Source organism: Arthrobacter sp. CJL-S3, from assembly GCF_056711635.1.
Genome location: NZ_CM160046.1, coordinates 1,823,320 through 1,850,318, shown reverse-complemented (window position 1 = coordinate 1,850,318; position 26,999 = coordinate 1,823,320). Strand labels below are relative to the sequence as shown.

At 65.4% G+C, this 26,999-nt stretch carries 20 protein-coding genes and 1 tRNA gene; 3 read left to right on the top strand and 18 right to left on the bottom strand.

The window, feature by feature from the left end; translation table 11 throughout:
- Nucleotides 1–133: 133 nt before the first annotated feature.
- The 5 genes from AC06G6_RS08330 to AC06G6_RS08310 form a co-directional block, all read right to left on the bottom strand.
- Complete coding sequence (locus AC06G6_RS08330; protein ID WP_479828035.1) at nt 134–853, bottom strand: TSUP family transporter; 720 nt, start codon at nt 851–853, stop codon at nt 134–136.
- 640 nt (nt 854–1,493) lie between these two features.
- Nucleotides 1,494–1,748 (bottom strand): hypothetical protein, encoded by a 255-nt coding sequence (locus tag AC06G6_RS08325; RefSeq protein WP_479828032.1) that lies wholly within the window; start codon nt 1,746–1,748, stop codon nt 1,494–1,496.
- Between the two features lie 15 nt (nt 1,749–1,763).
- Nucleotides 1,764–3,875 carry a hypothetical protein gene (locus tag AC06G6_RS08320; RefSeq protein WP_479828029.1) on the bottom strand — a complete coding sequence of 704 codons (2,112 nt, stop codon included), beginning with the start codon at nt 3,873–3,875 and terminating at the stop codon, nt 1,764–1,766.
- A gap of 457 nt (nt 3,876–4,332) precedes the next feature.
- Nucleotides 4,333–4,632: a hypothetical protein gene (locus AC06G6_RS08315; RefSeq protein WP_479828027.1), complete on the bottom strand. Its 300-nt coding sequence runs from the start codon at nt 4,630–4,632 to the stop codon at nt 4,333–4,335.
- A 1,437-nt stretch (nt 4,633–6,069) separates the two neighbouring features.
- Nucleotides 6,070–6,990 (bottom strand): nuclease-related domain-containing protein, encoded by a 921-nt coding sequence (locus tag AC06G6_RS08310; RefSeq protein ID WP_479828023.1) that lies wholly within the window; start codon nt 6,988–6,990, stop codon nt 6,070–6,072.
- A 256-nt stretch (nt 6,991–7,246) separates the two neighbouring features.
- On the opposite strand from AC06G6_RS08310, the gene AC06G6_RS08305 reads away from it, so the two are divergent.
- The gene (locus AC06G6_RS08305) at nt 7,247–8,026 is read left to right on the top strand and encodes an alpha/beta fold hydrolase (RefSeq protein ID WP_479828020.1); all 780 of its coding nucleotides are present in this window, start codon (nt 7,247–7,249) and stop codon (nt 8,024–8,026) included.
- A 303-nt stretch (nt 8,027–8,329) separates the two neighbouring features.
- On the opposite strand, the gene AC06G6_RS08300 is transcribed toward AC06G6_RS08305, so the two are convergent.
- Both AC06G6_RS08300 and AC06G6_RS08295 read right to left on the bottom strand, forming a co-directional pair.
- A complete protein-coding gene (locus AC06G6_RS08300) occupies nt 8,330–8,773 on the bottom strand; it encodes a hypothetical protein (RefSeq protein ID WP_479828017.1) in 444 nt (147 codons plus the stop codon).
- A gap of 370 nt (nt 8,774–9,143) precedes the next feature.
- A complete protein-coding gene (locus tag AC06G6_RS08295) occupies nt 9,144–9,593 on the bottom strand; it encodes a DUF4913 domain-containing protein (protein ID WP_479828598.1) in 450 nt (149 codons plus the stop codon).
- A 103-nt stretch (nt 9,594–9,696) separates the two neighbouring features.
- Between AC06G6_RS08295 and AC06G6_RS08290 the strand changes: the two genes are divergently transcribed.
- Nucleotides 9,697–10,467, top strand: a complete 771-nt coding sequence (locus AC06G6_RS08290; RefSeq protein ID WP_479828596.1) for an isocitrate lyase/PEP mutase family protein — start codon at nt 9,697–9,699, stop codon at nt 10,465–10,467.
- 1,221 nt (nt 10,468–11,688) lie between these two features.
- Here AC06G6_RS08290 and AC06G6_RS08285 read toward each other — a convergent pair.
- Nucleotides 11,689–11,770 (bottom strand) — tRNA-Leu (locus AC06G6_RS08285).
- A gap of 205 nt (nt 11,771–11,975) precedes the next feature.
- On the opposite strand from AC06G6_RS08285, the gene AC06G6_RS08280 reads away from it, so the two are divergent.
- Entirely contained in the window at nt 11,976–12,581 is a 606-nt protein-coding gene (locus AC06G6_RS08280; RefSeq protein WP_301226264.1) for an ANTAR domain-containing response regulator, read from the top strand.
- A gap of 62 nt (nt 12,582–12,643) precedes the next feature.
- Here AC06G6_RS08280 and AC06G6_RS08275 read toward each other — a convergent pair whose 3' ends face one another.
- The 10 genes from AC06G6_RS08275 to trpB form a co-directional block, all read right to left on the bottom strand.
- Nucleotides 12,644–13,027, bottom strand: a complete 384-nt coding sequence (locus AC06G6_RS08275) for a DUF202 domain-containing protein (protein ID WP_479828015.1) — start codon at nt 13,025–13,027, stop codon at nt 12,644–12,646.
- Nucleotides 13,027–13,395, bottom strand: coding sequence for a YidH family protein (locus AC06G6_RS08270; protein ID WP_479828013.1), 369 nt, complete (start codon nt 13,393–13,395; stop codon nt 13,027–13,029). The genes AC06G6_RS08275 and AC06G6_RS08270 overlap by 1 nt, the downstream gene beginning before the upstream one ends.
- 88 nt (nt 13,396–13,483) lie before the next feature.
- Nucleotides 13,484–14,899, bottom strand: coding sequence for an MBL fold metallo-hydrolase (locus AC06G6_RS08265; RefSeq protein WP_479828011.1), 1,416 nt, complete (start codon nt 14,897–14,899; stop codon nt 13,484–13,486).
- 150 nt (nt 14,900–15,049) lie between these two features.
- Nucleotides 15,050–15,460, bottom strand: coding sequence for a rhodanese-like domain-containing protein (locus tag AC06G6_RS08260; RefSeq protein WP_479828009.1), 411 nt, complete (start codon nt 15,458–15,460; stop codon nt 15,050–15,052).
- 104 nt (nt 15,461–15,564) lie between these two features.
- The gene (pyk, locus tag AC06G6_RS08255; RefSeq protein WP_479828007.1) at nt 15,565–17,064 is read right to left on the bottom strand and encodes a pyruvate kinase; all 1,500 of its coding nucleotides are present in this window, start codon (nt 17,062–17,064) and stop codon (nt 15,565–15,567) included.
- An 83-nt stretch (nt 17,065–17,147) separates the two neighbouring features.
- Complete coding sequence (locus AC06G6_RS08250) at nt 17,148–18,605, bottom strand: glutamate synthase subunit beta (RefSeq protein ID WP_479828005.1); 1,458 nt, start codon at nt 18,603–18,605, stop codon at nt 17,148–17,150.
- Nucleotides 18,598–23,217 carry a glutamate synthase large subunit gene (gltB, locus tag AC06G6_RS08245; RefSeq protein WP_479828003.1) on the bottom strand — a complete coding sequence of 1,540 codons (4,620 nt, stop codon included), beginning with the start codon at nt 23,215–23,217 and terminating at the stop codon, nt 18,598–18,600. Before gltB ends, AC06G6_RS08250 begins: the two co-directional genes overlap by 8 nt.
- Before the next feature lie 263 nt (nt 23,218–23,480).
- Nucleotides 23,481–24,746, bottom strand: a complete 1,266-nt coding sequence (gene lgt / locus AC06G6_RS08240) for a prolipoprotein diacylglyceryl transferase (protein WP_479828001.1) — start codon at nt 24,744–24,746, stop codon at nt 23,481–23,483.
- A gap of 3 nt (nt 24,747–24,749) precedes the next feature.
- Entirely contained in the window at nt 24,750–25,592 is an 843-nt protein-coding gene (gene trpA, locus AC06G6_RS08235; RefSeq protein ID WP_479827998.1) for a tryptophan synthase subunit alpha, read from the bottom strand.
- Entirely contained in the window at nt 25,589–26,917 is a 1,329-nt protein-coding gene (trpB, locus tag AC06G6_RS08230; protein WP_479827996.1) for a tryptophan synthase subunit beta, read from the bottom strand. Before trpB ends, trpA begins: the two co-directional genes overlap by 4 nt.
- Nucleotides 26,918–26,999: the final 82 nt, after the last annotated feature.

Sequence of the window (26,999 nt, the reverse complement as noted above, 5' to 3'; positions counted from 1 at the left end):
CGCCGACGATGAGGTAGACGGCCGGGTCCGACCGCTCCCTGACCAGGCTTACATTTTCCACTGCGCTCATCTGACGTTCCCTCATTCCTGGGAATTGTGTGACCGTACATTTCGTCGTGACGGACCACCGGGCTTAGGGTGCAAAGCCAAGCAGTCTCAGGGAATAGCCGCCCATGACGGTCCAAAAGAGGACCGCGTAGCCGCGCTCTCCGACCCGTGAGTTCAGATACCGGCCGAAAAAGGTGCTGGCGATCATGACAGGAAAGAGTCCCGCCATCAACAGCAGAGACTCGGTGCTAAGCAGCCCTGCTCCGGCGTAGACGCTGGCCTTCGTGGCATCTCCGGCCAGGGAAACAACCGAAGCAGCGCCGACCAGGTGGCTTCGGTCCAAACTGAGTAGGCGCAGGGCGACCCCCTTCAACGGTCCCGATGTTCCCGAGAACCCGGAGGTCGCGCCGGAGGCCAAGGCAAGCACCGGTGCTCCGATCTTCTGCATCGCGGGGAGTCTGAGACGCTCGGCAGCCAGCGCCAATACGATGCTTAAGACCACTGCGGCGCTCACCCATGTTTCGGGGGCGGCGATGAGAAGGGCAGCACCCAACGCGGAACCGATCACCACCAGCACCAGGACGATCAGGGATTTTCGCCATGGGATGGTGCCCCGGTAGGCGACGAGTTTGACCAGGTTATTTGCCGCCAGCAGCAGGGCTGCCAGAGCCACGCCCTCCTTTGTGCCGATGGCTAGTGCAAGCATTGGCACCAGCACGAGGGAACCGCCAAGTCCGGCCGAAGCGGACAGCGTGCACGCCAAGGCAGTTCCCAGCAGCGTCAGTGCTATGATCTCCGGTGTCATGGCGCGGATCTCCGTGTCATCCCGACGACCCGCCCTTGGAGCGGGTCCCGTTGGGTCTCGGGCCTATTTCTTTTCCCTATGGTCCGGCTTATTCCCTGCGGGTTTGGCTTCCGGTGGTTCAGGCTTTTCGACGTCATCTTCTGCGGTTCCGGTTCCGGTTATGGTGGTGACATAGTCATCGGTCTCAGGCTCTGCTGGAGCGGGGCCCGCGGATATATCGACAGCGAGGCCTGAGAAGTGCCCGTCGGCCGGAACGTCTCCTTCGGCGAATGCCGCAGAGGGGGGAGCCCCGGTGAAAGGTGGCGGCGCTGCATCAGATGGCGGGGCACTCGGTGCGGGACCGCCGTCAAGCGCTCCTACGGTTCCCGCCCTCGTCAGCAGGTCCGAGGATGGGGCGGCAGACGGAGCCGGTCCCGGTTGTCCTTCCGCTCCGGCAGCCCCGCCGTAAAGTGCGTCATGCTCGGCGAAGTCCCGGGACGTCGGTATCCCTGGTTCCGGGACTGGCCAAGCCGGGACTGACCCGGCGTCCGTACCCTGGGCACCCGTGGGTTCCTGCGACGTGCTCCCTGAATTCATGGCAATGGCCGGTTTCTCGTCTCCGCTGTCAATTTTAATGACGACGCGCATGGGGCTGGTCTCCTTAGCTCAGGACCGCGTAGCGGGCTTCAAAGGTCACGGTCTGGTTCGTGAGGTTCTTCACGGTGATCCAGTAAGTGCACTGCGTGGCGTTTGCCCGTTCAACCGCGACGTCCCAATCCACTTGAGGATTTCCCCCCTGTGGCGAGGTGGGCATCATGTACCAGACAACGTGCCAGGCCGTGGGCCAGTTGAAGGTGAACCACCTGTTGGAGGCCCCAGGGCCCAGGGAACCGGTGAATTGAATGTTGGTCCACATGTCTTTGTCCTTTGCTCAGTATCGGCTCAAGATGCTGTACCGGCCCTCAAAGGTGAGCGGGGCGGGGGTGAGATTGCGTACTGTGATCCAGTACGTGACGTACTCAGCGGTGGCGCGCTCCACCTGTACGGTCCAGTTGACCTGCGGTGAACCGGGACGGGGGGTCACCGGCATCACGGTCCAGACGATGTGCCAGGTGGCGGGCCAGTTGAAGGTGAACCATCGGCGCGATTCGTTGGCGGCGAGGGAGCCAGTGAACTGGATGCCGTTTTGGGGCTGGGTCTGCCAGCCGTCAACGGGTATCTCCCAGATTCCGCGGTTCCGGGTGCCCGCACGGAGCACCCGAGCGTGCGGATGGAAGATCAGATCGCCGATCATCGAGTTCGGCAGCGCGTTGGAAAAGTCGGCCCATGAAGCACCGGCATTAAGGGACTGGTAAACGCCTACGTCCGCGGCCACCCAGAACCGGTTGGTGTTGCCCGGGTCGACTTCGATGGCGTTGATTGGGAGTGGGGGAAGACCGGCGGACTGGTCGGTCCAAGCGGCTCCGCCGTCATCGGAGCGGAACACCCGTCCGCCGTTTAGCGTGGTCGAAGTCGCCCAGATCCTGTTCCCGCCCGGCCGGACATGCAGATCGCTGATGTTTGCGTTGGCGCGGGGCGAGGTCAGGGCGGTGAGCGTGCCCCAGGACGTCCCGTTCCAGTGGCTGTGGAATACCCCGCCAGTGGTGGTTCCCACATAGACGTCGTCCGGACCGGGAATGTATAGGGCACTGGAACGGGCCGCGGAAGGGAACGCCAGGCGCGTCCACGCGGTTCCGTTGTTACGGGAAATGTAGAGCGAGTCACCTCCCATTGCGATGGTGTCTCCCGTGGTCGCGCTGGTTTCAAACGGCGGATAGAACAGGCTGCCCTCTCCAGCGGGTACCGGCGGGAAGATGCTGGTCCAGGTTCCAAAGCCGCCCCGCGTGGTGGACCGTTGGGGAGTCATGCTGTAAAAGGTGTGGAAGACAGTGTTCGGATTGCTTCGGTTGACCCCGCAGTCACCGCCGTCACCGTCGGCCACATGTTCCATAGTGGAGGGCCCGGTCCAGCGCTGAGTGCCGTTGTCCTGCGTACCGCCGAGCAGCCATCGGGAGGATCCGTGGTCCTGGCCTAAATATTCGAACTCGCTGATGACAAGCCCGTTGTTGCAGTGCTGCCACGTGATGCCCCGATCAGCGCTTCGGAACAGGCCCCCGTCGTTGCCGATGTAGATCGCATCGGGGGCACCCGGTTCGAATGCAATGGCATGCTGGTCAGGGTGTATGGACTGTCCGGTTGCGCCTTTGTTGCTGAGGTTACGCCAAGTCCAGGCTGTTCCGGCGAGGTCGCCCCGGTGGACTTCGATGGCACCGCAGTAGATTTGGTTGTCCCGGTCTGGTGAGACGGACAGGAACCAGTCGTACCACGCCTGGTTGACGCTGACGCCGGGCGGGGCGGCAACGGCAGTCCATGTACCACCGGCGCGGCGCCACAGGTACGCGGTAGCACCGGCGGCTCCCCACGCATAGGCGACGTCGGGATTGGACGGCGCGATCGACACTTCGAGCCTGTCAAATGTACCGGGTGCGCCAGGTAGGGCTACCGGATTCCACCCGGTGCCGCCATCTGTGGACCGGTGGAGCCCGTCACGACAGGCTGCAAGAATCTCCGCCGCGGCACCTCCAGCCGGGGCCATCGACAGCGACCAGGTACGGGCGGTTCGCCGGCGCGTCCACGTGACCCCGCGATCCGTGGAAACGTACAGTCCATGGGTTGTGCCGGCCAGAAGATGGCGCTGGTCGGCGCGGTCGATGACCAGGTCGTAGAACCCCTGACCCACGAACGGTGTAGTGCACAGGGTGGACCAGGTGCTGCCTCCATCGGCTGAGCGGAGTATTCCGGCCCCGAGCCATGAGTAAAAATTACCTTCACCCGTGCCGCAGAACACCGTCCTTGAATCCGTCGGATCGAACACTACGGCACCGACTGTGAGGGTGGCTGCGTAGTCGGTCCGGGGCGCCCAGCTGATGCCGCGGTTGAAGCTCTCCCACACGCCGCCTTGTGCTGCACCGACCAGAACATGAGCGGGGTTGGCGGGGTCCACGGCCACGGAGGACACGCGCCCGGAAACATTCACCCTGTTGGAACCGTATGTCTGACCGTTCGGGATGGTCCACGGACCCAACGAACGCCATTGTGGCCCAGCCGCAGTGGGCGGGCCCGCCGCCTCCGCTGCCTCCGCCATGGCCTGGGCCAGGCTCTCCTCTTGGCTTCCGGCGGAGTCCCTGGACGTTCCCGCCCGCGCCTCAGGAGGTGCTGCCGCAGTGTCGCCAGTAGGCGAGGACGTGAAACCTTCCAGTACCCGGGTCAGGCGGCCAAGATCTTCCCCCGGCACGGTCACGGCCATGGTTTCGGCCGCCACCTCGTCAAGTCCCTCTCGTTCCAGAATCTGCAGGAGCCGCAGCAGGACTTTTCCTCCCGGCAGCCCATCGTCGGCCGTATCGCGTTCCGCGCCTTCATCACTGCCAGAATCCAGCCGTCCCGGGACTGTGCCATCCACTTCACCCTTCACCGGGTGCTCCTTTGTCTGGTTGTTTCTTAGAAGGGGGAGGCGCCTGGTCTGAAGACGGCGGTTCCGCCTTTGAATCCTTGTCGGGAAAATCCTTGGTGGACGTCTCCCCGGCATCCGGTTGGTCGGGCACACGCTGGGAGAGTAATTCGTCCAGGCGCCTCCGGGCGTGGCCGCCTTCACCGTCATCCTGCCGGCCGCCGCTCTTGCTGGCGTAGTATTCGTCGTCTTTGGTCAAGGCGCCGTTGCCGTCGTCGCCTTCATGTGGCTCATGTTCGTGCTTAGCGTTCATGCGCTCTACCGCCTTCGGGAAGTCCGGTCTGCCAAATACCACGGTAGGAAGCAAGCGTTACGGCAGCGTTACGGCAGCGTTCTACAGGTAATGGGAAATTTTCGGCACGGCAGGGCGGGGCAGCCAGTAACGCAGCGGTGACGCTCAGGCAGGTGCAATGGGCGAGTTAGGAATTCGCTCGGTGAGTTGCGGGGCAGGTGGCCCAGAAAGCCAAGGAAGGGACCAATATGGCAGACATCCCGGGTGAAGGCGCCAAAGATCCTGAGCCTGACAGTGATGGCGCGCAGGCCCGTGAGCAAAAGGATCGGAAGAACCGGGCGTACAAGTGTTCTGGTCTGCCGGTACTCACCCCGGTACCGATCGTCGCCAACGATGAGGTCTCTAGAAAGGTGCTCCTGGCGGAACTGAACGAAGCCGCTACGGCATGGCGAATGCTCACGGATGTCCGCTTTAAGCTGCTGGCTCTCCTGCCTCCAATCTCGGCATTGGCTTTGACCGCAATCGTCTCGCCGAAGGGCATCTTGGAGGAAGCGGACAGCCCCGTCAGGGTGGCCGCAGCGGTTTTCGGATTCCTGGTAGTCCTTGGACTACGCGTATATGACCGCCGGAATGATGACCTGTACGACGATTTGCTCAGTCGGGCACGACGGGCGGAATACGAACTGGGCATCGATACTGGCGTCTTCCGGGGCCGCAAAAAGCCGGATCCCGTGTGGAATGGTCTGTTCAAAGTCCCTGGCTGGCTGACGCCGAAACAACGACCACCAACAAAAATGGGCCCCCGCAGGGGCCCACAAAAGGAGATTTGTGCACACCCAGAGGCCCTCAGGCCCCTGAGCAGGGAAAACACGTGCCCGAGGTGGGACTCGAACCGGGTTCCAGCCCTTACAAACACTGGACTCCCGCCCAAACATAGGGAATCCGGGCCAGTCCGGCACCGGTACGGCCCAGTCCGTGACCCAAAGTGTGGACACTGTCCACACCCCCAACTCTCCCCACCAGAGGCCTCCCCCAAACTGCCGCACACCGCGTTTCACAGGGTGCGGCGCTTCTTCGCCCTGAAAACTTGATCCTGCCGGAGAAGATCAACCTCGACTGCAACCGAGTCCTGCCCGCACTCGCTACGGACTACCGGCCACGCCCACGCCCGCAAGGCGAACTGAGTCTCCAGTCTCTGCATAGCGATTCCGCCTCCCTTCATTCCCTTCATGGTCCGAATGTCCGACAGCCGCATGACCGGTTCTCTAGTGTTGCCGAATCGGCCAGGTGCAATTCCGGCGCTTAAGACGCGCTGCCTATGCTGTGCTGATATTGGTGATCACTTCGGCCAGGGAGTCGGTGCGAGGCCATACCCGTAGCTGTTCCTTGATCTCCCAAACTGCCTGTTGCCTGCCGGTGGCAACATCGGCGGCGAAGACCTCCGAGAAGAAGGGGTGCCTAGCCTGTCTTCAGCTTGCTGATAAGGGCAGCACGCACGTCGGGATTGTCTTGCCAGAGGCCGATAGATCCCGCAACAGTGTCGCCGATCCGCTGCATCGCATCCCCGGCGGTAAGCATATGGACCCCGTGGGCCGAAATGCTGCACGACCCAACGGACGTGCGGCGTCCATGGATCATGACCAGGGGGATCACTTCCACTTCGGGCCCGAGCAGGGTCCGGTATCCGGCGGCGGCGGCGTGCATCCAGTTTGCCTTGCCGCGCCCGTAGCCGTCGGAGCGGACAAGTAGATCCTTCTCCCCGCCGGCCCGCCATTCATACTGTCCCCAGCGGTAGAGCTTGGAGTCCAGCAGGTAGACAAAGTTCCCGAAGGCAACCGCGTGGTCCACGTCGGCGTCGTCGTTTCCCGGGAACTGGAGCCCGTGGTACACGGTGGTCCCGGGGATTCGCAGCAAAAGCTCCAGCAGGAGCGCCGTGCTCTCTTCGCCCTTGGCCCCTGCTTCCACCCTGCCCTGACCAAACTTGGCCGCCGCGGCTAGCACACCGCCCGGGGCACCAAAGATTCGGCCGCTGTTGGCTTCCCTGACCGCCTCGACACGCGCCTCGCGCACTGCACGGGCCCACGCGACGCAGATAGCGAGGAACAACGCCACTCCCACCACAAGGACAACCAGTGTTGCCGGCGCAATCTGGTACAGGCTGACATGAGCAATCACTGCCGTCCAGTAAATCACTGGCATGGCCAGCACGACTGCTACGAGGACTAAGGCCAGAAGGATCACAGACTTTCGAGCGACCCGCCGCGTCGTGGTCCGGTAATGCGGCGACCGATCCGGGCGTACCCGGCCGTGTTGGCGGTACCAATGCCAGTCCTCCGGTCGGATGCCATACTGCCGCAAATCCTGCACGCCTTGAACCATGCTGTCCCCCAAAAGTTTCTCGCTTTATCCAGCGAGCATCGTGTTTTCCAGCGAGTCTAGTAGTGGAGGTTGGTTAGCAGTCCGCCGGCTCCAATTCCGGGCATTTAAGGCACGTACTCGGAAGCTCGTTGAGCCAGGCGATGTGTTCGACCTGAGGTGTGTTGGATGCGCTGCCTAATCGCCTATCGCTGTGCCGTCGGGCCTTTCGTAAGATGACTTTTAGCCATATATGTTGCAGCGCCCCTACAGTGAAGTCATGCTGCACTCAACCCGGCAAGGCTCCGGCAAGCCACTCCTCCTGATCCATGGGCTCGGTTCCAGTATTGGTAACTGGAACCCGGTAGTCCCGGCGCTGGCCGCTGAACGCGATGTAATCGCCGTCGACCTCCCCGGTTGCGGCGAATCCGCGCCGCTGACCGGCGAAACCACCATTGCCACGCTGACCGATGCCGTCGAAGCCTTTATCCGCGACGGGGAACTGGGTGACCTTGATCTGGTAGGCAGCTCCATGGGCGCCCGGATAACGATGGAAATGGCTCGGCGAGGGCACGCTGGCACCACGATCGCACTGGACCCTGGTGGATTCTGGAATGACCGCCAGGCAGCGATCTTTGGTGCAAGCATCAAAGCATCCGTCGCACTGGTGCGCCGCATCCAACCGGCGCTGCCCTTCCTCACGGGCAACCCCGTGGGCCGCACGGCCCTGTTGGCTCAGTTCTCCGCCCACCCCTGGAAGCTGCCGCAGGATCTGGTCCTGCATGAGCTTCGCGGGTTCAAGACGTCGACCAGTCTGGACCCGGCCCTCAACGCGCTGATTCACGGACCACGCCAGGAAGGCGCACCGGCCGGTTCACTCAAGGGCAAAATGGTCATTGGATGGGGGCGGAAGGACAAAGTCACCGCTCCCGGCGAGGCGGCGCGGGCCACGGAGCTGTTCCCGGATGCAACGCTCCACTGGTTCGAAAACTGCGGTCACTTCCCACACTGGGACCAACCAACGGAGGCGGCGCGCCTGATCCTCGATAGCACCAGCTGAGCTGCGGCTGACCGCCTGGGCGGAGCCATGACAACCGCCAGTGAACCTCAGCCTCGCGCCTCACCAACGGGGCCGGCGGCTATGCACAGCCTGGACACCGGCGGTCACCAGCGGCGACGTTTCCCATGGTCTGTAAGTCTTTACCAGCCTTGATCTAAGTTCTTCTGCAAAGGAAGCGATGGTCCCACTCCTACGGATTGCTTGGCCCGCTGTCCGCATAAGCGACAGGTGGGGTTGAACCATCTCTCTGGGCCCCGGATGCCTGGCGAACTAGTTTCTCGAAATCATCCAATGTAAATAGCTCTATTTATGGTGTAGCGTATATCCGAAATCCTCAATCGTGTAGATATTGTTATTCAATTCAACTCGCGTGAACCCTTTGTAAGGCGCATCCAAGCCATTGAAAGCAGTTCCAAAGACTAGCAGAGCCTCCACTGCAATTTTCATCCAATATTGCTTTTCGTTCTCGTCGCTGAATGTGCGATTGACTAGGTGCGCGGCTCTACTTTGAGATCGAGGGGCACTTCCAAAGGTGTTAAATTTGAAAAGCGTGAACCTAAGTCCAGTTTTAGCGTCAACGTCGGATTCTCGCGACGTGGTGAAAGGAATTCCGCCGCTTTCAGTTAGCAGCTCGAAAACTTCCGTGGTGTAGCGGCTGCCTGTTACTAACCATTCGAGATATACGCCGGCGTCGGCATCTGCTACTCGAGGCACCAGATTGCCCTCGGTTTTTTCGACTCTAAACATGCAAATCTCCCCCCAGGCTAGCGAAGAGCCCGCCCTATTGAACTCCACCCAGTGGGGCCGAGCCGCGACTATTATCACAGCAAGGAGTGCTTTCTGTCATTGCTCCAATCGATGTTTTTTGCGATTCTTTTTCGGTTTCGTTTCCCCGATCTGAGCCGGACGGGTCCGGCAAGGGGTTATTGGGCTTTCCACAAGAAGCGAAGGACTCCACTCCTCAACGTTTTACAAAGGTGCGAGCAGCACCTTGTCTGCAAAACGCTCCCTGAAGGAGGCGGTCATTTCGGCGTGTAGTCAGGGCGAGATGTCCAACTGAACGAAACTTCTCCTAGTCGTGGTCGTCGGCAAAATTTCTTAGTCAAAAATGCCGCCCTCAGGCGGTCTGAGGGAGCGACACGAGAAGTTGGGACCGGGGTGGTTTGTGTCCGTCGTAGGCGCATTTCTTGAACGGGCCTTCTTTGTCTATGAGGACGCGCATGTGGGGGTCGGCGTGGTTTAGCCACCAGGTGCTGATGCCGAGGGCCGGCTCCGTGCGGAGGTGCTCCCAAGCACGCCAGATTGCTTCCATCCGGATGAGGGCTTCGGGGCGTTTGTACCACTCGGGGTCCACAGCGTATCGCCGCGGGTCTAGGACCGGCCGGGGCTGCACCGTAAGGGGCGTCCCGTATAGAGCCCTCAAACCGTCCCGTAAGTCGGTCGATCTAAGGCCGCCAATCCCGCATCCAACAACGGAGGTAGCAAGAGTGATTGTGACGTCCTGGCGGGAACCCCTACCGGGGCAACGTCTTCTCGAACAACAGGTTGCGCTCGTCGTAGTAGGCATCGGTGATGCCACGCGGCTGCATCCCCAGGCGCTAACATACTCCTCAGCTTCCTTGCCAAGTGACCAACAGAAAACGGAGAAAAATACGATGACCGGCATGAACATGAACACGTCAGAGTGGGCACAGCAGTTGAAAGCTCTGCATGAGGCCCCGGAGATCCTTCGGGTTGTCAACGTCTGGGATGCCATCAGCGCAGCGACGGTCGCAGCGTTGCCGGAGACAAAGGCGATTGCGACCGCGGGCCACTCTATCGCCGCCGCGTACGGCTACGCCGACGGGACGATGCCCCTGGAAATAGCGCTGGCAGGAATCAAGACCATCGTGGGCGCCGTTGACGTTCCCGTCACGGCCGATCTTGATGATGGTTACGACAACCCGGCCGAGACGATTCGCAGGGCTATCGGGCTCGGCGTTGTCGGTGCCAACGTTGAAGACCGGCTGGTGCCCTTCGATGAAGCAGTCGCCCGCGTGCAGGCCATCATGGCCGCAGCCAACGACGAAGGCATCGCATTTCAGCTAAACGCCCGCACGGACGCGATCGCACGGGCCGGTGACAGGCCCATCAAGGTCAGCATCGATGACGCCATCAGCCGGGGCCGCGCGTTCCTCGACGCCGGCGCCGCGCTGGTCTTCGTGCCGGGAGCACTCACCCGCGAGGTCATTGAGCCTCTGGTGGAGGGACTCGGCAGCGGAAAACTCTCAGTCATCGGCGCACCGGGGGCCCTCCCCGCAGCCGAACTGCAGGACCTCGGGGTAGCCCGGGTCTCCTACGGCCCGTTCACGCAGCGTGTGGCCCTGCGCGCGCTCCGCGACCTCGCCACCGACCTTTACGGGACGGGCGTCCTTCCCGCCGATACCCCGCCCCTGAATTAGACGAAAACCAAGTTGGCGGATGGTGCCGCTGCGAACAGCAGATGACAGCGTTGGTGATGTATGAACAGAGTTGGGCTTTGCGATGCCCGGATCACCGAAGTTCGTTCAGGCAGTGTTGGCCGGGCTGTTCCTGCTTTCGAGTTGCGCGGGCGGCGCCCGACCCCGCTCCGGAAGGGGCGGGAAACCGCCGCCGGAAGTTCCGGCGGCGGCGGCTGCCGCTGGGTACGGGCACCGGACTCGTCCCCCGCCGCGGCGTGAAACGTAGGGTCTCTGACTGCACTTGGTGGCCATGGGCGGGCCCGTGGCTGGCGGGGGCCTCGCCGCCGTCACCGGCCGCACCGGGCCGGAGATCAGCACTGCGCTGGCCGCGGTGCCGGTACCGCGTGCGCCGCATAAGACAGGGCCTGTCAGCGCATACGCCCGCACCCTCGGGTGTGGGCGTTTCCGGTGCGGAGGAAGTGTCTAAATAGCAGTTATTGGCGGCTGTCGGGTTTCTGAACGGCATGGCTTGCTGGCTCAAGCAATGAGGGAGACGGCGTCCCTACAGGAAGAACCTAGAAGGTGGTGAGGCGCCCTGATGGGCGCCTCACCACATTCGATGGTTCAATGGTCCGCGACTGTGGCGCTGGACCGCTATTTTTGTAGGAGTCCAGCAATGCCTGGTTGAATTCATCGGGGTCACTCACGTTGCAGCCGTGCTGTGCACCGTGAATAACGTGCAGGTCACTTCCGGTAAGTGCCGCGGTGAGGTAACTGGTGGGAAGGCCATGACAGCAAAACCACCAGTCCCTGCGAATCGCCCTCGAAACCGGGCCGCCTACCGACTGGCCAGGCTAAGCGAGCTCATGATCAGCTCCGAAGCAGTTGCCGAGTCATGCCGTTCCCCCCGCATTCCTGCATGAACAGGTATCAGAGCAAAAATTCCGGATCGGCCGCAATCCCAGATCGATCAAAAAAGGCAATCAGCAAATCATGTTGTACGCGTCCCTGGCCACCATGAAGTGGTGAACGCGAAAAACAAAGGGAAGGACGAACGAGTATGAACACGCACAAGGGCCCCGGAGGGAGGTACCCGGTCCCCTGTAGTCAGCCGCTCCCCCACACAACCGAATAGGCCGTTTCCGGGACCCCACACACCCGGAACATTAGGTCAGAGGCAAGAGTGTGGACACTGTCCACACGAAAAAAACACCGGAAAGCCCCTGACCTGCGGAAACACTGTGCCCGAGGTGGGACTCGAACCCACACACCTTTCGATACCGCATTTTGAGTGCGGCGCGTCTGCCAATTCCGCCACTCGGGCGCGGAGTACACCGGTGTCATAATCGCCCAACCACAGTGCTGTGAGCAACGCGATCGCTTCCAGTGCGCGAAATTACTCTACATGCAGATAGGCTGAATTCCAGAATCGCGCCAGTGACGCCGCATCGAACCAATCCGGTCCCAGTACAGCAGCGGTGACAACCTAAGATGGTCTAGTTCCCGCCGTACCTTTCCAAGGAGTTCCCGTGTCAGAACAGACGGAGTCAAACCCCACGTCCAAACCGGCGCGCCGCGTGGTCGTCGCCGAGGACGAGACCCTCATCCGGCTCGACATCATCGAGATCCTGCGGGGCGAGGGCTACGACGTCGTCGGCGAAGCGGACAACGGCGAGAAGGCCGTGCAGCTCGCCGAAGAACTCAAGCCGGACCTGGTCCTGATGGACGTCAAGATGCCCGTCATGGACGGCATCACCGCCGCAGAGAAGATCGTCAAGGCCCGGATCGCCCCCGTCGTCCTGCTGACCGCGTTCAGCCAGAAGGAACTCGTCGAACGCGCCCGCGACGCCGGGGCCATGGCCTACGTCGTCAAGCCGTTCACCCCCGCGGACCTCATCCCCGCCCTGGAAATCGCGCTCTCCCGCCACGAGGAAATCAAGGCCCTCGAAAGTGAAGTGACCGACCTGCAGGAGCAGTTCGCCACCCGCAAACTTGTCGAACGCGCCAAGAGCCTCCTGACCACCAAGATGGGCCTGACGGAGCCGGAAGCTTTCCGCTGGATCCAGAAGACCTCCATGGACCGCCGCCTCAGCATGCGCGAGGTTGCCGAGACCATCATCAACCAGGTCAACTAGGACACTTCTCCCCCGGATCCGGGACGCCGCAGCCGCGGCCTCCCGGATCCGGCAGTTTAACGCTAGTGGGTCAAGTACTCGCTGAAACGCACCGCGGCAACGAGCGCCATGACCCCGCCACCAAGGGTGGCCCCGGCCATCAAGGCCGGCAGAAATCCCCCGCTGAGCGCCACCCTGTCGCTCCCGGATGAGGTCAGCATCGTGTGAATGCGGCGGTAGCGCCGGTGCGTGAGAACAACCGCCACGACCGACACGCCAGCCCCCAGCGCCGCCGGAATCATCGCCCATACGCCCAGCACCTCGGGCAAGATGCGCAGCGCCGCCAGCGACGCGACGGCGACCGCCAGCGCCGTCCTGCGCCAGGCCAGCGCGGTCCGCTCCGGCTGCAGGCCGGCGTCGAAGGGCCGGTGGCCCCGGCCGGGTTCGTTCCCAGGAGCGCCGGCCATCAGGCGAGGACAACCCCGAGGAAGACCAGGATTCCCGCCACGGAAACGGCAGCACCGATCGGAAACGTGAGACGGGCGGCAGGCAGCGGCCTATCGAGGCGCAGTGCGCGTTCGATCTGGATCCAGCCGAACCAGGCCTGCACGGGCGCGGCGATCCCGGCGATGATAAGCACAATGGAGGCCGACAGGCGCAGTCCTTCCTGAAGATTCAGCCCCAGGGCCTCCAGGGCGACCCCGCTCGCAATCAGAGCCAGGGACGTCCGTATCCAGGCCAGGAAGGTGCGCTCGTTGGCGAGGCTGAACCGGGCATCCGGATCGGATCCCTGGGCGAACAGGGCTGCGGGAAAACGTCTCGTTGCGTCGGTCATGGCTCTTTCTGGTTGGCAAAGTTGTGGCGGCGGCCCTGGTGTCAGGGCCGCCGCCGGGGTGCTGGTCGGTGAGGTGCTGGTGGCGGGGTTAGCTGGCGGGGACGGTTTCGCGTGCCTGTGCCTGCTGGTATCCGGTCCAGGCGTTGTAGCTGCCGTCGAGTTCGACGACGTCGTAGCCGGCGCGGCGCAGCGCGCTGGCAGCGACGGAGTTCCGGACCCCGCTCTGGCAGTAGGACACGATGGTGCCCCGGGCCGGGAGTTCGTCCAGGTGCCACATCACGCGGCCGCCGCTGAGCTGGTGGGAGCCCGGGATGTGCCCGGCGGTGTGCTCGGTGCGGTTGCGCACGTCCAGGATCATGGCGGCCTCGAAGCCCTCGAGGTCCGCCGGGGAGATCAGCTTCGGGGTGCTGGTCGGCAGCCCGTCAAAGCCGGTGACGTACCCGGCGACGTTGTCGATCCCGACCCGGACCAGGTGGTCCCACATCTCCTGCGCGGCGTCCTGGTCTTCGGCGAGGAGCACCAGCGGGTTCGGATCGGTTTCCGGGTTCACGACCCAGGCGCCGAAGCTGGCGACGGACTTGCCGGCCGGGACGTTCAGGGACCCGGTCACGGTGCCCTGGTGGACCGCCTCGTTCGGGCGGGTGTCGATGAAGGTCAGCGTGTCAGCGGCCAGGCCCCGGGCGACGGCGTCCAGGTCCAGTTCCTGCAGCGGGGCACGGTCGCCCATGACGGCCGGGCCCTCACGGTTTTCCCGCTTCATCCGCCCGAAGTAAGCGTGCGCGTCGGGCTGGCCGTCGAGGAGTTCATCGACGAAGCCCTGCTCGTCGTTGGCGGCCAGGTACGGGCCCCACCAGGCGTAGAGCCGTTCGTAGCCGACCGTGGAGGACGGGATCGCGCCCAGGGCCTTGCCGCAGGCACTGCCGGCGCCGTGGGCCGGGTGGACCTGGACGTAGTCCGGGAGGGTCAGGAACTTATCCCGCAGGCTCGCGAAGAGCTGCTTCGCCCCGGCGAAGCGGGTGTCGATCCCGCCGGCGGCCTCATCGAGGAGGTCCGGGCGGCCCAGGTCCCCGGAGAAGACAAAGTCACCCGAGAGCAGGTACCCGGCCTGGTCGCTGAACGCGCCGTCGGTGACCAGGAAGGAGAGGTGTTCCGGGGTGTGGCCCGGGGTGTGCAGGGCCTGGATGCTGATGTTGCCCAGCGTGATCGTGTCGCCGTCGAAGAGCCGCTCGCCCTCGAACCCGTACTGCCAGTCCGGTCCGCCCTCGCCCGAGAGGTAGATCTTCGCCCCCGTCGCGGCGGCGAGTTCCCGGGTCCCGGAGAGGTAATCGGCGTGGATGTGGGTCTCGGTGACCGCAACGATCTTCATGCCGTTCTTCGCCGCCAGCGCCTGGTATACCGCGATATCCCGGCGGCCGTCCACGACCACGGCCTCGCCCTTGGCCTGGCAGCCGATCAGGTAGCTGGCCTGGGCAAGGTCCTCATCATAAATGCGTTCCAGAAGCATGTGCTCTCCTTCGTAAAGAAATGGGCTGTGTCCCCCGTCGACTACTACTAACAACAATAATACCCCCGGGGGTATCTTGCAAGGCGGGCGGGCGCCGGCGGTCCGGCGCCCGGAACCTCCCGGGCGGCGCCCGGTCAGCCCCGCCACCGGTCAGGCCACACCGGGCCCGCGCCCGCGGAGCCGGACCGCCAGCGACCGCCAGAAGCCGGGGCGGGGCGCCTCCCCGAGGTCCGGGGTGCAGGTCACGGGATAACCGGCGCGGTACCACTCGGTGATGCCGCCGGCAACGTTCACGACGTCGTAGCCCCGCGCCGAAAGCAGCTCCGCCGCCTGACGGCTGCGCTTGCCGGACCCGCACAGCAGGTAGACCGTGGTGTTCGGCACGTCCTTCAGGCGGGACGGGAGCTCATCCAGCGGAATGTTGACGCTTCCGGGAATGCTGGCGACGGCAGCCTCCTCCCGGCTGCGGACGTCAACCACAGCAACGCCGGGCCAGACGCCCGCGAGATCATCTGCAGAGACGGTGCGGACGGGAATGGGTATGTTGCCGCTGCTTGCCATAATCCCATCGTATACCCCCTAGGGTATCGGCCCTGAAGAACGCAAAAAGGGAGGGTCCCCGCCGCGTGAACGGCGGGAACCCTCCCTTGTGCTGAAGCGCGGAACTAGATCTTGTTGTTCCGCTTCTTCTTTTCCGGCCAGGGGCCGAGCTTGTCCTTGGCTACTTCGGCGTCGCCGGTGCTGCCGGCGTCGGCGAGGTCGCCGACCCTGTGGACCTTAAGCATGTTCGTCGAACCGGCCTTTCCGGGAGGCGACCCGGCGGCGATAACCACCATGTCGCCGTCCTCGACGACGTCCATGTTCAGCAGGCTGCGGTCAACCTGGGCGGTCATCGCGTCGGTGTGGCCCACCATCGGGACCAGCACCGGCTGGATGCCCCAGGTCAGCGCGAGCTGGTTCCAGACATGCTCCACCGGGGTGAAGGCGAAGACCGGGCGGATCGGACGCAGCCGCGACAGACGCCGGGCGGAGTCACCGGACTGGGTGAACGCACAGATGTACTTCGCATCCAGCTGGTCGGCGATCTCGACCGCGGCACGGGTGATGGCGCCGCCGCGGGTCTTGGGCTTGGTGCCCAGCGGCGGGACGCGCTCCAGGCCGTGGACCTCGGTGGATTCGATGATCCGGGCCATGGTCTTGACGGTCTCGATCGGGAACTTGCCCACGCTGGTCTCGCCCGAGAGCATGACCGCGTCGGCGCCGTCGAGCACGGCGTTGGCGCAGTCGGAGGCCTCGGCGCGGGTCGGACGCGGGTTGTCGATCATGGACTCCAGCACCTGGGTTGCCACGATGACCGGCTTGGCCCAGCGGCGGGCCAGTTCAACGGCGCGCTTCTGGACGATCGGCACTTCCTCCAGCGGAAGTTCCACGCCGAGGTCGCCACGCGCCACCATGATGGCGTCGAAGGCGTCGATGATCTCGGGGAGCTGCTCCACAGCCTGCGGCTTCTCGATCTTGGCGATGACCGGCACGCGGCGGCCTTCTTCGTCCATGATCTCGTGGACGCGCTTGATGTCCGAGGCGTCGCGGACGAAGGAGAGGGCGACCATGTCCACGCCGCGGCGCATGGCCCAGCGCAGATCGTCCTCGTCCTTGACGCTCAACGCCGGCACGTTGACGGCAACACCGGGCAGGTTGATGCCCTTGTTGTTCGACACATAACCGCCGACGATGACCTGGGCGACGACCTTGACGTCGTCGACGTCGATCGCGCGGAGGGCGACCTTGCCGTCGTCGATCAGGAGCGCGTCGCCGGGCTTGACGTCCTCGGTGAGGCTCTTGAGCGTGGTGGAGCAGATGTCCTTGGTGCCCGGGACGTCCTCGGTGGTGATGGTGAAGGTGTCACCGACGGCCAGCAGGTGCGGCCCGTCCACGAAGCGGCCGAGGCGGATCTTCGGGCCCTGCAGGTCGGCCATGATGGCGACCGGCTTGCCGAGCTGGCCGGCGGCCTTGCGGACGTTCTCGTATGTGGTGTCGTGGACGGCGTAGTCGCCATGGCTCATGTTCATGCGGGCCACGTCGACGCCGGCTTCCAGCACGGCGAGAGTGTTCTCGAAGCTCGCGATTGCCGGTCCGAAGGTGGCCACTATTTTAGCGCGTCTCATATACCTACCCTATGTAGTCGATTGTCTGGATGAAGTTATTGGCAGAATGTGACCGTCGCCGGGCACCGGGAAGCGGCTTCGGCCTACAGGACGGCCATGGCCCGGTCGGTCGGCGCCACGGGAGCCGGGAGGATGGTGCTGCCCATCAGGAACTTGTCCACCGCGGCGGCGCAGGCGCGTCCCTCGGCAATGGCCCAGACGATGAGCGACTGTCCGCGGCCGGCGTCTCCGGCGACGAAGATGCCTTCCGTGTTGGTCATGTAGTAGCCGTCGCGGGCCACGTTGCCGCGGCCGTCGAACTCTGCGCTGACCTGCTCGGTGATCCCGGCCGGTTCCGGGCCGGTGAAGCCCAGGGACAGGAAGACCAGGTCCGCCGGGATGATCCGCTCGGTGCCGGCCTTCGGGAGGCGCTTGCCGTCGACGAATTCGGTTTCGGCCACCTTCACGCCGGTCAGTTTGCCGTTCTCGCCGACGAACTCCACGGTGGAGGCGAGGTAGGTGCGTTCGCCGCCTTCCTCGTGGGCGCTGGCAACTTCGAACAGGGTGGGGAACGTCGGCCACGGCTGGTGGCTGGCGCGCTCCGCCGGCGGCTGCTTGCCGATCGCCAGGGTGGTCACGGACGCGGCCTGGTGCCGGTGCGCGGTGCCGAGGCAGTCCGCGCCGGTGTCGCCGCCGCCGAGGATGATCACGTGCTTGCCGGCGGCGTTGATCTGGTTCTCGACCGTCTCCCCCGCCACCACCCGGTTGGCCGGGACGAGGTAGTCCATCGCGAAATGCACACCCTCGAGCCCGCGGCCCGGGATCGGCAGGTCACGCGGGACGGTGGCGCCCGTGGCGATGACAACGGCGTCGTAACGGCGGCGCAGCTGCTCCCAGGTCACGTCCGTGCCTACGGCGACGCCGGTCCGGAAGCGGGTGCCTTCGGCCTTCATCTGCTCCAGGCGGCGGTCCACGTGCTCTTTTTCCATCTTGAAGTCGGGGATCCCGTACCGCAGGAGGCCGCCGATCTTGTCGTCGCGCTCGTAGACGGCGACGGTGTGGCCCACCCGGGTCAGCTGCTGCGCGACGGCGAGCCCGGCGGGGCCGGAGCCGACGACGGCGACCGTCTTGCCGCTGAGGCGGGCCGGCGGCAGCGGGTTGACCCAGCCGTTCTCGAAGGCCTGGTCCACGATCGAGACCTCGACCTGCTTGATGGTCACGGCGGGCTGGTTGATGCCCAGCACGCAGGACGCCTCGCAGGGGGCCGGGCAGAGCCGGCCGGTGAACTCGGGGAAGTTGTTGGTGGCGTGCAGCCGCTCCATCGCCTCCTCGCCCTTGTCCCGCCAGATGAGGTCATTCCATTCCGGAATGAGGTTGCCCAGCGGGCAGCCCTGGTGGCAGAACGGCACGCCGCAGTCCATGCACCGGCCGGCCTGCGCCTTCAGGACACCCTTTTCCTGGGCCTCATAGACTTCCTTCCAGTCCATGATGCGGACCGGAACGGGACGGCGGGGCTGGGTTTCGCGCTGACGTACTTTCAGAAATCCGCGTGGATCAGCCACCGGTCACCTCCAGGATTCGAGACCAAACTTCTTCGCCGTCGGGGTCAAGGCCCTCTTCGATGGCGTCGAGACGGGTTTGCAGGACGGCCGCGTAGTCGCGCGGCAGCACCTTGGTTATGCGGGCTGCGGTGTCGTCGAAGTTCTCCAGCAGCCGCGCCGCGAGCAGCGATTCGGTCTCCTCGGAGTGCTTCAGCAGCAGCCCATGGACAATCTCACGGTCCTCGGCGTCCAGTTCGCACAGCTGCAGCTCGCCGGCTTCGAGAGCCTGCTTGTTGACGCGTTCGGTCTGCAGGTCCAGCACATAGGCCGTGCCGCCGGACATGCCGGCGCCGAAGTTGCGGCCGGTGCGCCCGATGATGAGCACCTGGCCTCCGGTCATGTACTCGCAGCCGTGGTCGCCGATTCCCTCGACCACCGCGGTGGCGCCGGAGTTGCGGACCATAAAGCGTTCGCCGACCTGGCCGCGCAGGAACATCTCGCCGCTGGTGGCGCCGTAGCCGATCACATTGCCGGCGATCACATTGCGCTCGGCCGGGAACACGTTGGTGCGGTCCGGCCGGACGATGATACGCCCGCCGGAAAGGCCCTTGCCGACGTAGTCGTTGGAGTCACCGAACATCCGCAGCGTGATGCCGGCCGGCAGGAACGCACCGAGCGACTGCCCGGCGGTGCCGGTCAGCGTGATGTCGATGGTGTCCGTCGCCAGCACGTCCGTGCTGAAGGTCTTGGTGACCACATGGCCCAGCATCGTGCCGACGGAGCGGTCCGTGTTGATGACGTTGACGGCGATCTTGACCGGGGTGCGGTCACTCAGGGCTTCCGCGGCCATCACCATCAGGCGCTGGTCGAAGTGCTTGTCCAGCTCGTGGTTCTGGCCGGTGAGGTTGCGCAGCGGGGCGTCGTCGTCGAACTCGAGCCCGTGCAGAATCGGGTCCAGGTCCAGCCCTTCGGCCTTCCAGTGGTTGATCGCCTCACGGGTGTCGAGCATTTCGGCGTGGCCGATCGCTTCCTCGATGCTGCGGAAGCCCAGCTCGGCCAGGATCTCGCGGACTTCCTCGGCAAGGAACTCGAAGAAGTTGACCACGAATTCCGGCTTGCCGTTGAAGCGGGAGCGCAGCTCCGGGTTCTGCGTCGCGACGCCCACCGGGCAGGTGTCGAGGTGGCAGACGCGCATCATGATGCAGCCGGAGACCACCAGCGGGGCGGTGGCGAAACCGAACTCCTCGCCGCCGAGCAGCGCGGCAATCACGACGTCGCGGCCGGTCTTGAGCTGGCCGTCCACCTGCACCACCACGCGGTCGCGCAGGCCGTTGAGCATCAGGGTCTGCTGCGTCTCGGCGAGGCCCAGCTCCCACGGCACACCGGCATGCTTGAGCGAGTTCAGCGGCGAGGCGCCGGTGCCGCCGTCGTGCCCGGAGACCAGGACGACGTCGGCCTTGGCCTTCGTGACGCCGGCGGCCACCGTGCCGATCCCGACCTCGGAGACCAGCTTGACGTGCACCCGTGCCGAGGGGTTGGCCCGCTTCGCGTCGTAGATCAGCTGGGCGAGGTCCTCGATCGAGTAGATGTCGTGGTGCGGGGGCGGGGAGATGAGCCCGACGCCGGGCGTCGAGTGCCGCGTCCGGGCCACCCAGGGGTAGACCTTCTGCGCCATCAGCTGGCCGCCTTCGCCGGGCTTGGCACCCTGCGCCATCTTGATCTGGATGTCATCGGCGTTGGTCAGGTACAGGCTCGTCACGCCGAAACGGCCGGACGCGATCTGCTTGACCGCCGAGCGGCGGGTCGGATCGAGCAGCCGGTCCACGTCCTCGCCGCCCTCACCGGTGTTGGACTTGCCGCCCAGCCGGTTCATGGCGATCGCGAGGGTTTCGTGGGCCTCCTGCGAGATGGAGCCGTAGCTCATCGCGCCAGTGGAGAACCGCTTGACGATGCTGGAGACGGACTCCACTTCCTCGAGCGGGACCGCGGGGCGCAGCCCGGCCTTGAACTTCAGCAGCCCGCGCAGGGTCATCAGGTTCTCGGACTGGTCGTCCACACCGCGGGTGTAGGCCTTGAAGATGTCGTAGCGGCGTTCACGCGTGGCGTGCTGCAGCCGGAACACGGTCTCCGGGTTGAACAGGTGCGGCTCGCCGTCGCGGCGCCACTGGTACTCGCCGCCGCCCATCAGGGCCTGGTGGGGCTGTTCGATGCCGTTCTCGGGGTACGCCATCCGGTGGCGTGCCGCGACCTCGGCCGCGATGACGTCCAGGCCGACGCCGCCGAGCTGGGAGTGCGTGCCGGAGAAGTACTCGTCCACCAGGTCCTGGCCGAGGCCCAGGGCCTCGAAGGTCTGGGCTCCGGTGTAGGAGGCGACGGTGGAGATGCCCATCTTGGACATGATCTTCAGGACGCCCTTGCCGAGGCCCTTGATCAGGTTGTAAACGCCGTCCTGCGGGGTGACCCCGAGGACGTCGCCGGTGGAGATGAGCTGCTCCACGGATTCCATGGCCAGGTACGGGTTCACGGCGGAGGCGCCGTAGCCGATCAGCACGGCCACGTGGTGCGTTTCGCGGACGTCGCCGGCCTCGACCACCAGGGCGGTCTTGGTGCGGTTGGCGCTGCGCAGCAGGTGGTGGTGCACAGCGCTGACCAGCAGCAGGGACGGGATCGGCGCCCACTGGGCGTTCGAGTCACGGTCCGAGAGCACGACGTACTGGACGCCGCGGTTGATGGCGCCGGAGACCTGCTCGCAGATTTCGGTCAGCCGGGCGCGGAGTGCGTTTTCGCCGCCTTCGGGGCGGTAGAGGCCGCGGACCTTCATGGCGACCTTGTCGCCGTCGGCGTTCTCGATGTTCGCGATCTTGGCGAGCTGGTCGTTGTTGATCACCGGGAACGGCAGCGAAACCTGCGGCTGGCGGACCTGCTTGGTGTCCAGCAGGTTGCCGTTGGGCCCGATCGCGCAGGTCAGCGACGTGACAAGTTCCTCGCGGATGGCGTCCAGCGGCGGGTTGGTGACCTGCGCGAAGGACTGCACAAAGTAGTCGAACAGCAGCCGGGGCCGCTTCGAGAGCACGGCCACGGGGGTGTCCGAGCCCATCGCGCCGAGCGGCTCGGCGCCGGTGCGGGACATCGGGCCAAGCAGGATCTTCAGTTCCTCGGTGGTGTAGCCGAAGGTGCGCTGGCGGATGTTGACCGACGCGGCGGTGTGCACCACGTGCTCGCGCTCGGGCAGGTCCTTGAGGTCGATCAGGTTTTCCTTGACCCAGTCGGCCCAGGGGTTCGCCGCGGCGACCTCGGCCTTGACCTCGGCGTCGCTGATGATCCGGCCGGCGTCGGTGTCCACGAGGAACATCTTGCCGGGTGAGACGCGGCCCTTTTTGACCACCTTGGAGGGTTCGACGTCGATCACGCCGACCTCGGAGGCGAAGATGATCAGGCCGTCCTCGGTGATCCAGAACCGGCCCGGGCGCAGGCCGTTGCGGTCCAGGGTGGCGCCGACGAGGTTGCCGTCGGTGAAGGACACGGCGGCGGGGCCGTCCCACGGTTCCATCAGCAGCGAGTGGTACTCGTAGAAGGCGCGGCGGGCCGGGTCCATCGTGGCGTGGTTTTCCCAGGCCTCGGGGATCATCATCATGATCGAGTGGGTGATCGGCCGGCCGGAGAGCCAGAGCAGTTCTGCGACCTCGTCGAAGGACGCCGAGTCGGAGGCCCCCGGGGTGCAGATCGGGTACAGCTCCTCGGGCGAGCCCCCCAGCAGCGGGTTGGCCAGCTGCGACTGGCGGGCGCGCATCCAGTTCCGGTTGCCCTTAACCGTGTTGATTTCGCCGTTGTGGGCGATGGTCCGGAAGGGCTGGGCCAGGGGCCAGGACGGGAAGGTGTTGGTGGAGAAGCGCGAGTGGACGATCGCGAGCTTGGTCTTGAAGCGCTTGTCCGAGAGGTCCGGGTAGAACGGCTCGAGCTGGGCCGTGGTCAGCATGCCCTTGTAGACGATGGTCCGGGAGGACAGCGACGGGAAGTACACGCCGAACTTGTTCTGCGCCCGCTTCCGGATGCGCCAGGCGCGCGAGTCGAGTTCGTTGCGCTCCAGCACTTCCCCGGTGCTCGAGGCAAAGAACGGCTGGGAGAAGTAGGGCATGCAGGCCCGGGCCATGGCCCCGACCAGGTCGGCGACGATCGGCACTTCGCGCCAGCCGAGGACCTTCAGGCCCTCGTCGGCGGCGAGGCCTTCGATGCCGGCCTTGGCCGCGTCGGATTCGCGCTGCTCCGCGGGGAGGAACGCGGTGCCGGCGACAAACTGGCCGGGGGCGGGAAGTTCGAAGTCGGTCACGGCGCGGAAGAATTCGTCCGGGATCTGCATGAGCAGTCCGGCGCCGTCGCCGGTGCCCTCGTCGGCGCCCACGGCGCCGCGGTGCTCGAGGTTGCGCAGGGCCGTCAGGGCGGCGTCAACGATGTCATAGCCTGGCTCCCCCCGCAGCGTGGCGATGATGGCGAGGCCGCAGGCGTCCTTCTCCTGCTCCGGGTTGTAGAGCCCGGCCGCTTCGGGAAGCGCCGCGAAGCGCTTGAAGGGTGACATGGCGGGCTGCTGGGGCTCGCTAGTGTCGGACCAACTGGGGCTGTGCAGGGTTTGGGTCATGGGAGACGTCCTTCCTCCTGATCGTGCGTATGGGAGGGACAACATTGGCCCGCATCGGTGCGCCGGTGTGATGGGCACAACAAAGTATTTTCTTACTCGAATTGTAGGTCAGGGCCGCCTTCTGCACTAACAGTTACGCGACCACAGACCCGGGTTTGCGCGAACCGCAACACTCTGCAGTCCGCTGCGTTCCCTGCTGCCACGACGCTGTGGATACGGGCCCTGCGAGGGGTGACTCCGCGGCCCGGTTTGCCGGCGCTGAGCTACTTGGTGCCCTCAGCTTCCGGCGCGGTTCCGGTGGCCTGGTGGCCGGGTGCTCCGGCCGCCGGTACTCCGCTGGCGGGCTTGGTGCCGCCGGTGGATTCCTTTGACGCTTCAGCTGGGGCGGAAACGTGGCCTGGACCGCTTTGGTTATCAGGGAGATTATCACGCGATTCACTATCTGAGACAGCAGAATCCGAATGGCGGACATTGCTGTGGGCAGGAACAGCGCCCGCCGGAACGGTGGCCGGCACCTTGTCCGCAGTGTTATCCCCGGTGCCGGAGCGCGCCGTGCCGGAGTCGGTGCCGCCGTCGGTGCCGCTGTCAGTGCCGCCGTCGGTGTCCGTGCGGGTGTCGGATTCGGACGGTTCGTGTCCGGGCAGGTAGACCGTGTCGGGCTCCGTGGGCTTGCGCAGTCCCAGGATGATGAACGCGGCCAGTGCGCCCAGCAGGACGAAGATGCTGGTCCACACGTTCAGCCGGGTGGTGATGCCGAAGAGGCTGATCAGCTCGGCGTCGTCGATCCGCATCGCTTCGATCCAGACCCGGCCCAGCGTGTAGTAGACCGCGTACAGGCAGAACAGGCGGCCGCGGCGGAACCGGAACTTGCGGTCCAGCAGCAGCAGGATGCCGACGCCGGCGAAGTTCCAGAGGGATTCGTACAGGAAGGTCGGGTGGAAGAGCGTGTCCGCGGCCATGCCCGGAGGGAAGTTCGGGTTCTCGGCGTCGATCTGCAGCCCCCACGGCAGCGTGGTGGGCCCGCCGAAGAGTTCCTGGTTGAAGTAGTTGCCCCAGCGGCCGATCGCCTGGGCCAGCAGCAGCCCGGGGGCCGCGGCGTCCATGAAGGCGCTCAGTTTGACGCCCGCCTTGCGGCAGCCGATCCACGCACCCACCGCACCCAGCAGCACTGCGCCCCAGATGCCGAGCCCGCCGCGCTGGAGCTGCGGGATCAGGGACAGGTCGCCGGTGCCGTCGAAGCCGGGGCCGAAGTAGGCGTCCGGGGAGGACACCACGTGGTAGAGCCGGCCGCCGATGATGCCGAACGGGATGGCCCAGATGGCGATGTCCCAGACGCTGCCCTCGGGGGCGCCGCGTTTGGCCCAGCGCACGGAGGTGAGCCAGAGGCCGGCGATGATGCCGAGCAGGATGCACAGGGCGTAGGCGTGGATGCGCAGTGACCCCCACGGCAGCGGGATGTCGAAACCGGACCAGTCCGGGCTCGGAATACTCGCGGGGATCATCGCCGCCGCGTGGAGGACTGACTGCATTGCTTAGGCTTCTTCCCTGGTAAGGCCGGTGCTGAGGTCTTTCGTCAAGGACGCTACCGCGTCCACGCCGCCGTCGCCGATGGCGACAACCAGCGCGGTGCCCACAATCACGCCGTCCGCGTAGGCGGCGATCTCCCGGACCTGGTCCGCGTTGGACACGCCCAGCCCGACGCAGACGCGCTCGGCGCCGGCGGCGTGCGCGGCGGCCACGACGTCCTTGGCCGCGGAGCTGACCGAGCTGCGGGCGCCGGTGACGCCCATGATCGACACGGCGTAGACGAAGCCGCGGCTTGCCTCCACGGTGCGCTTCATCCGCTCCGGGGAGGATGACGGCGCCACCAGGAACACCCGGTCCAGGCCGTACTTGTCCGAGGCTGCCATCCATTCGGACGCCTCGTCCGGGATCAGGTCCGGGGTGATGAGCCCGGCTCCGCCGGCTTCGGCCAGCTGGCGGGAAAATTCCTCCACGCCCATCCGGACCACGGGGTTCCAGTAGGTCATGACCAGCACGGCGGCGTCGGTCTTGCTGGTGATGCCGCGGACGACGTCGAAGACCTGCTTGACGTGGAAGCCCTTGGCGAGGGCCTCGGTTGTCGCGGCCTGGATGACCAGGCCGTCCATGACCGGGTCGGAGTACGGGATGCCGATTTCGATCAGGTCCGCGCCGTTTTCCGCCAGGGCGATGCCGGCCGCGATGGTCTCCTCGACGCTCGGGTAGCCGGCGGGCAGGTAGCCGATCAGGGCCGCGCGGCCCTGGGCCTTGGCGCGGTCGATGGCCGCGGCCGACTTGCTGGCCGTCGACTTGCTGGCGTTCCGGGCGGTACCCGGATCCTGGACGGTGCTCACAGCTGCTCCCCCTCTTTGGCGATCTCGTGCTCGGGTGAATCCTTGTCCAGCAGGTCGAACCATTCCGCTGCGGTGGCCACATCCTTGTCGCCGCGGCCGGAGAGGTTCACGAGCACGATCTTCTCTGACGCATCGCCGGATTCCCCGGCTTCGGCGGCGAGCCGCTGGCCGACCTTCATGGCGCCGGCCAGGGCGTGGGCCGACTCGATGGCCGGGATGATGCCCTCGGTGCGGCACAGCAGCCGGAACGCGTCCATGGCCTCGCTGTCCGTGATGGGCTCGTAGCTGACCCGTCCGATGTCCGCGAGGTAGGAGTGCTCCGGGCCGACGCCGGGGTAGTCCAGGCCCGCCGAGATGGAGTGCGACTCGATGGTCTGGCCGTCGTCGTCCTGCATGAGGTACGAGCGGGCGCCATGCAGCACGCCGGGCTTGCCGAGGGTGATGGTGGCGGCGTGGCGGCCGGTTTCGACGCCCTCGCCGCCGGCCTCGAAGCCGTAGATCTTGACCGAGGGATCGTCCAGGAAGCCGTGGAAGATGCCGATGGCGTTGGAGCCGCCGCCGATGCAGGCGCAGACGGCGTCGGGCAGCCGGCCGGTCTGCTCCAGGATCTGGGCGCGGGCCTCCTCGCCGATGACCTCGTGGAAGTAGCGGACCATGGCCGGGAACGGGTGCGCGCCGGCGGCGGTGCCCAGCAGGTAGTGGGTGTTGTCCACGTTGGCGACCCAGTCGCGGAGCGCCTCGTTGATGGCGTCCTTGAGGGTCTGGGAGCCGTTGGTCACCGGGATGACGGTGGCTCCGAGGAGCTCCATCCGGGCGACGTTGAGGGCCTGCCGGCGGCAGTCCTCGGCGCCCATGTAGACGACGCATTCCAGGCCCATCAGGGCCGCGGCGGTGGCGCTGGCGACGCCGTGCTGGCCGGCGCCGGTTTCGGCGATGACCCGGGTCTTGCCCATGCGCTTGGCCAGCAGTGCCTGGCCCAGCACGTTGTTGATCTTGTGCGAGCCCGTGTGGTTGAGGTCCTCGCGCTTGAGGAAGATCCGGACTCCCCCGGCATGCTCGGCGAAGCGCTTGGCCTCGGTCAGCAGCGAAGGCCGGCCGGCGTAGTTCTTGTTCAGCTCCGCGATCTGCGCGGTGAACTCGGGGTCCGCCTTGGCTTTCTCGAAGGTGTCCTCAAGCTGATCCAGGGCCGCGATGAGTGACTCGGGCATCCATCGGCCGCCGTAGGAGCCGAAGTAGGGTCCGGGGGCGTGCCGCAGGGATTCTCCACCCTGCAGGAACGCGTCCACGGCGCTTTCGTCTGAGCCGGCTGCTGGCGCATCGACCATCGGTCTCACCATCCTGTTCCACTGTTGATTAGATCTGGGTGCCGCACGGAGGCGCTGCCGGCGTCCCGACGGGAGGTGCCCC

Coding starts and splice junctions, on each gene's coding strand:
- AC06G6_RS08315 (WP_479828027.1), bottom strand. CDS start 4,632: ATGAACGCTAAGCACGAACATGAGCCACATGAAGGCGACGACGGCAAC.
- trpB (WP_479827996.1), bottom strand. CDS start 26,917: ATGGTCGATGCGCCAGCAGCCGGCTCAGACGAAAGCGCCGTGGACGCG.
- AC06G6_RS08305 (WP_479828020.1), top strand. CDS start 7,247: ATGCTGCACTCAACCCGGCAAGGCTCCGGCAAGCCACTCCTCCTGATC.
- AC06G6_RS08325 (WP_479828032.1), bottom strand. CDS start 1,748: ATGTGGACCAACATTCAATTCACCGGTTCCCTGGGCCCTGGGGCCTCC.
- AC06G6_RS08260 (WP_479828009.1), bottom strand. CDS start 15,460: ATGGCAAGCAGCGGCAACATACCCATTCCCGTCCGCACCGTCTCTGCA.
- AC06G6_RS08330 (WP_479828035.1), bottom strand. CDS start 853: ATGACACCGGAGATCATAGCACTGACGCTGCTGGGAACTGCCTTGGCG.
- lgt (WP_479828001.1), bottom strand. CDS start 24,746: ATGCAGTCAGTCCTCCACGCGGCGGCGATGATCCCCGCGAGTATTCCG.
- AC06G6_RS08275 (WP_479828015.1), bottom strand. CDS start 13,027: ATGGCCGGCGCTCCTGGGAACGAACCCGGCCGGGGCCACCGGCCCTTC.
- AC06G6_RS08310 (WP_479828023.1), bottom strand. CDS start 6,990: ATGGTTCAAGGCGTGCAGGATTTGCGGCAGTATGGCATCCGACCGGAG.
- AC06G6_RS08265 (WP_479828011.1), bottom strand. CDS start 14,899: ATGCTTCTGGAACGCATTTATGATGAGGACCTTGCCCAGGCCAGCTAC.
- AC06G6_RS08270 (WP_479828013.1), bottom strand. CDS start 13,395: ATGACCGACGCAACGAGACGTTTTCCCGCAGCCCTGTTCGCCCAGGGA.
- pyk (WP_479828007.1), bottom strand. CDS start 17,064: ATGAGACGCGCTAAAATAGTGGCCACCTTCGGACCGGCAATCGCGAGC.
- gltB (WP_479828003.1), bottom strand. CDS start 23,217: ATGACCCAAACCCTGCACAGCCCCAGTTGGTCCGACACTAGCGAGCCC.
- AC06G6_RS08295 (WP_479828598.1), bottom strand. CDS start 9,593: ATGCCTACTACGACGAGCGCAACCTGTTGTTCGAGAAGACGTTGCCCC.
- AC06G6_RS08290 (WP_479828596.1), top strand. CDS start 9,697: ATGAACACGTCAGAGTGGGCACAGCAGTTGAAAGCTCTGCATGAGGCC.
- AC06G6_RS08300 (WP_479828017.1), bottom strand. CDS start 8,773: ATGTTTAGAGTCGAAAAAACCGAGGGCAATCTGGTGCCTCGAGTAGCA.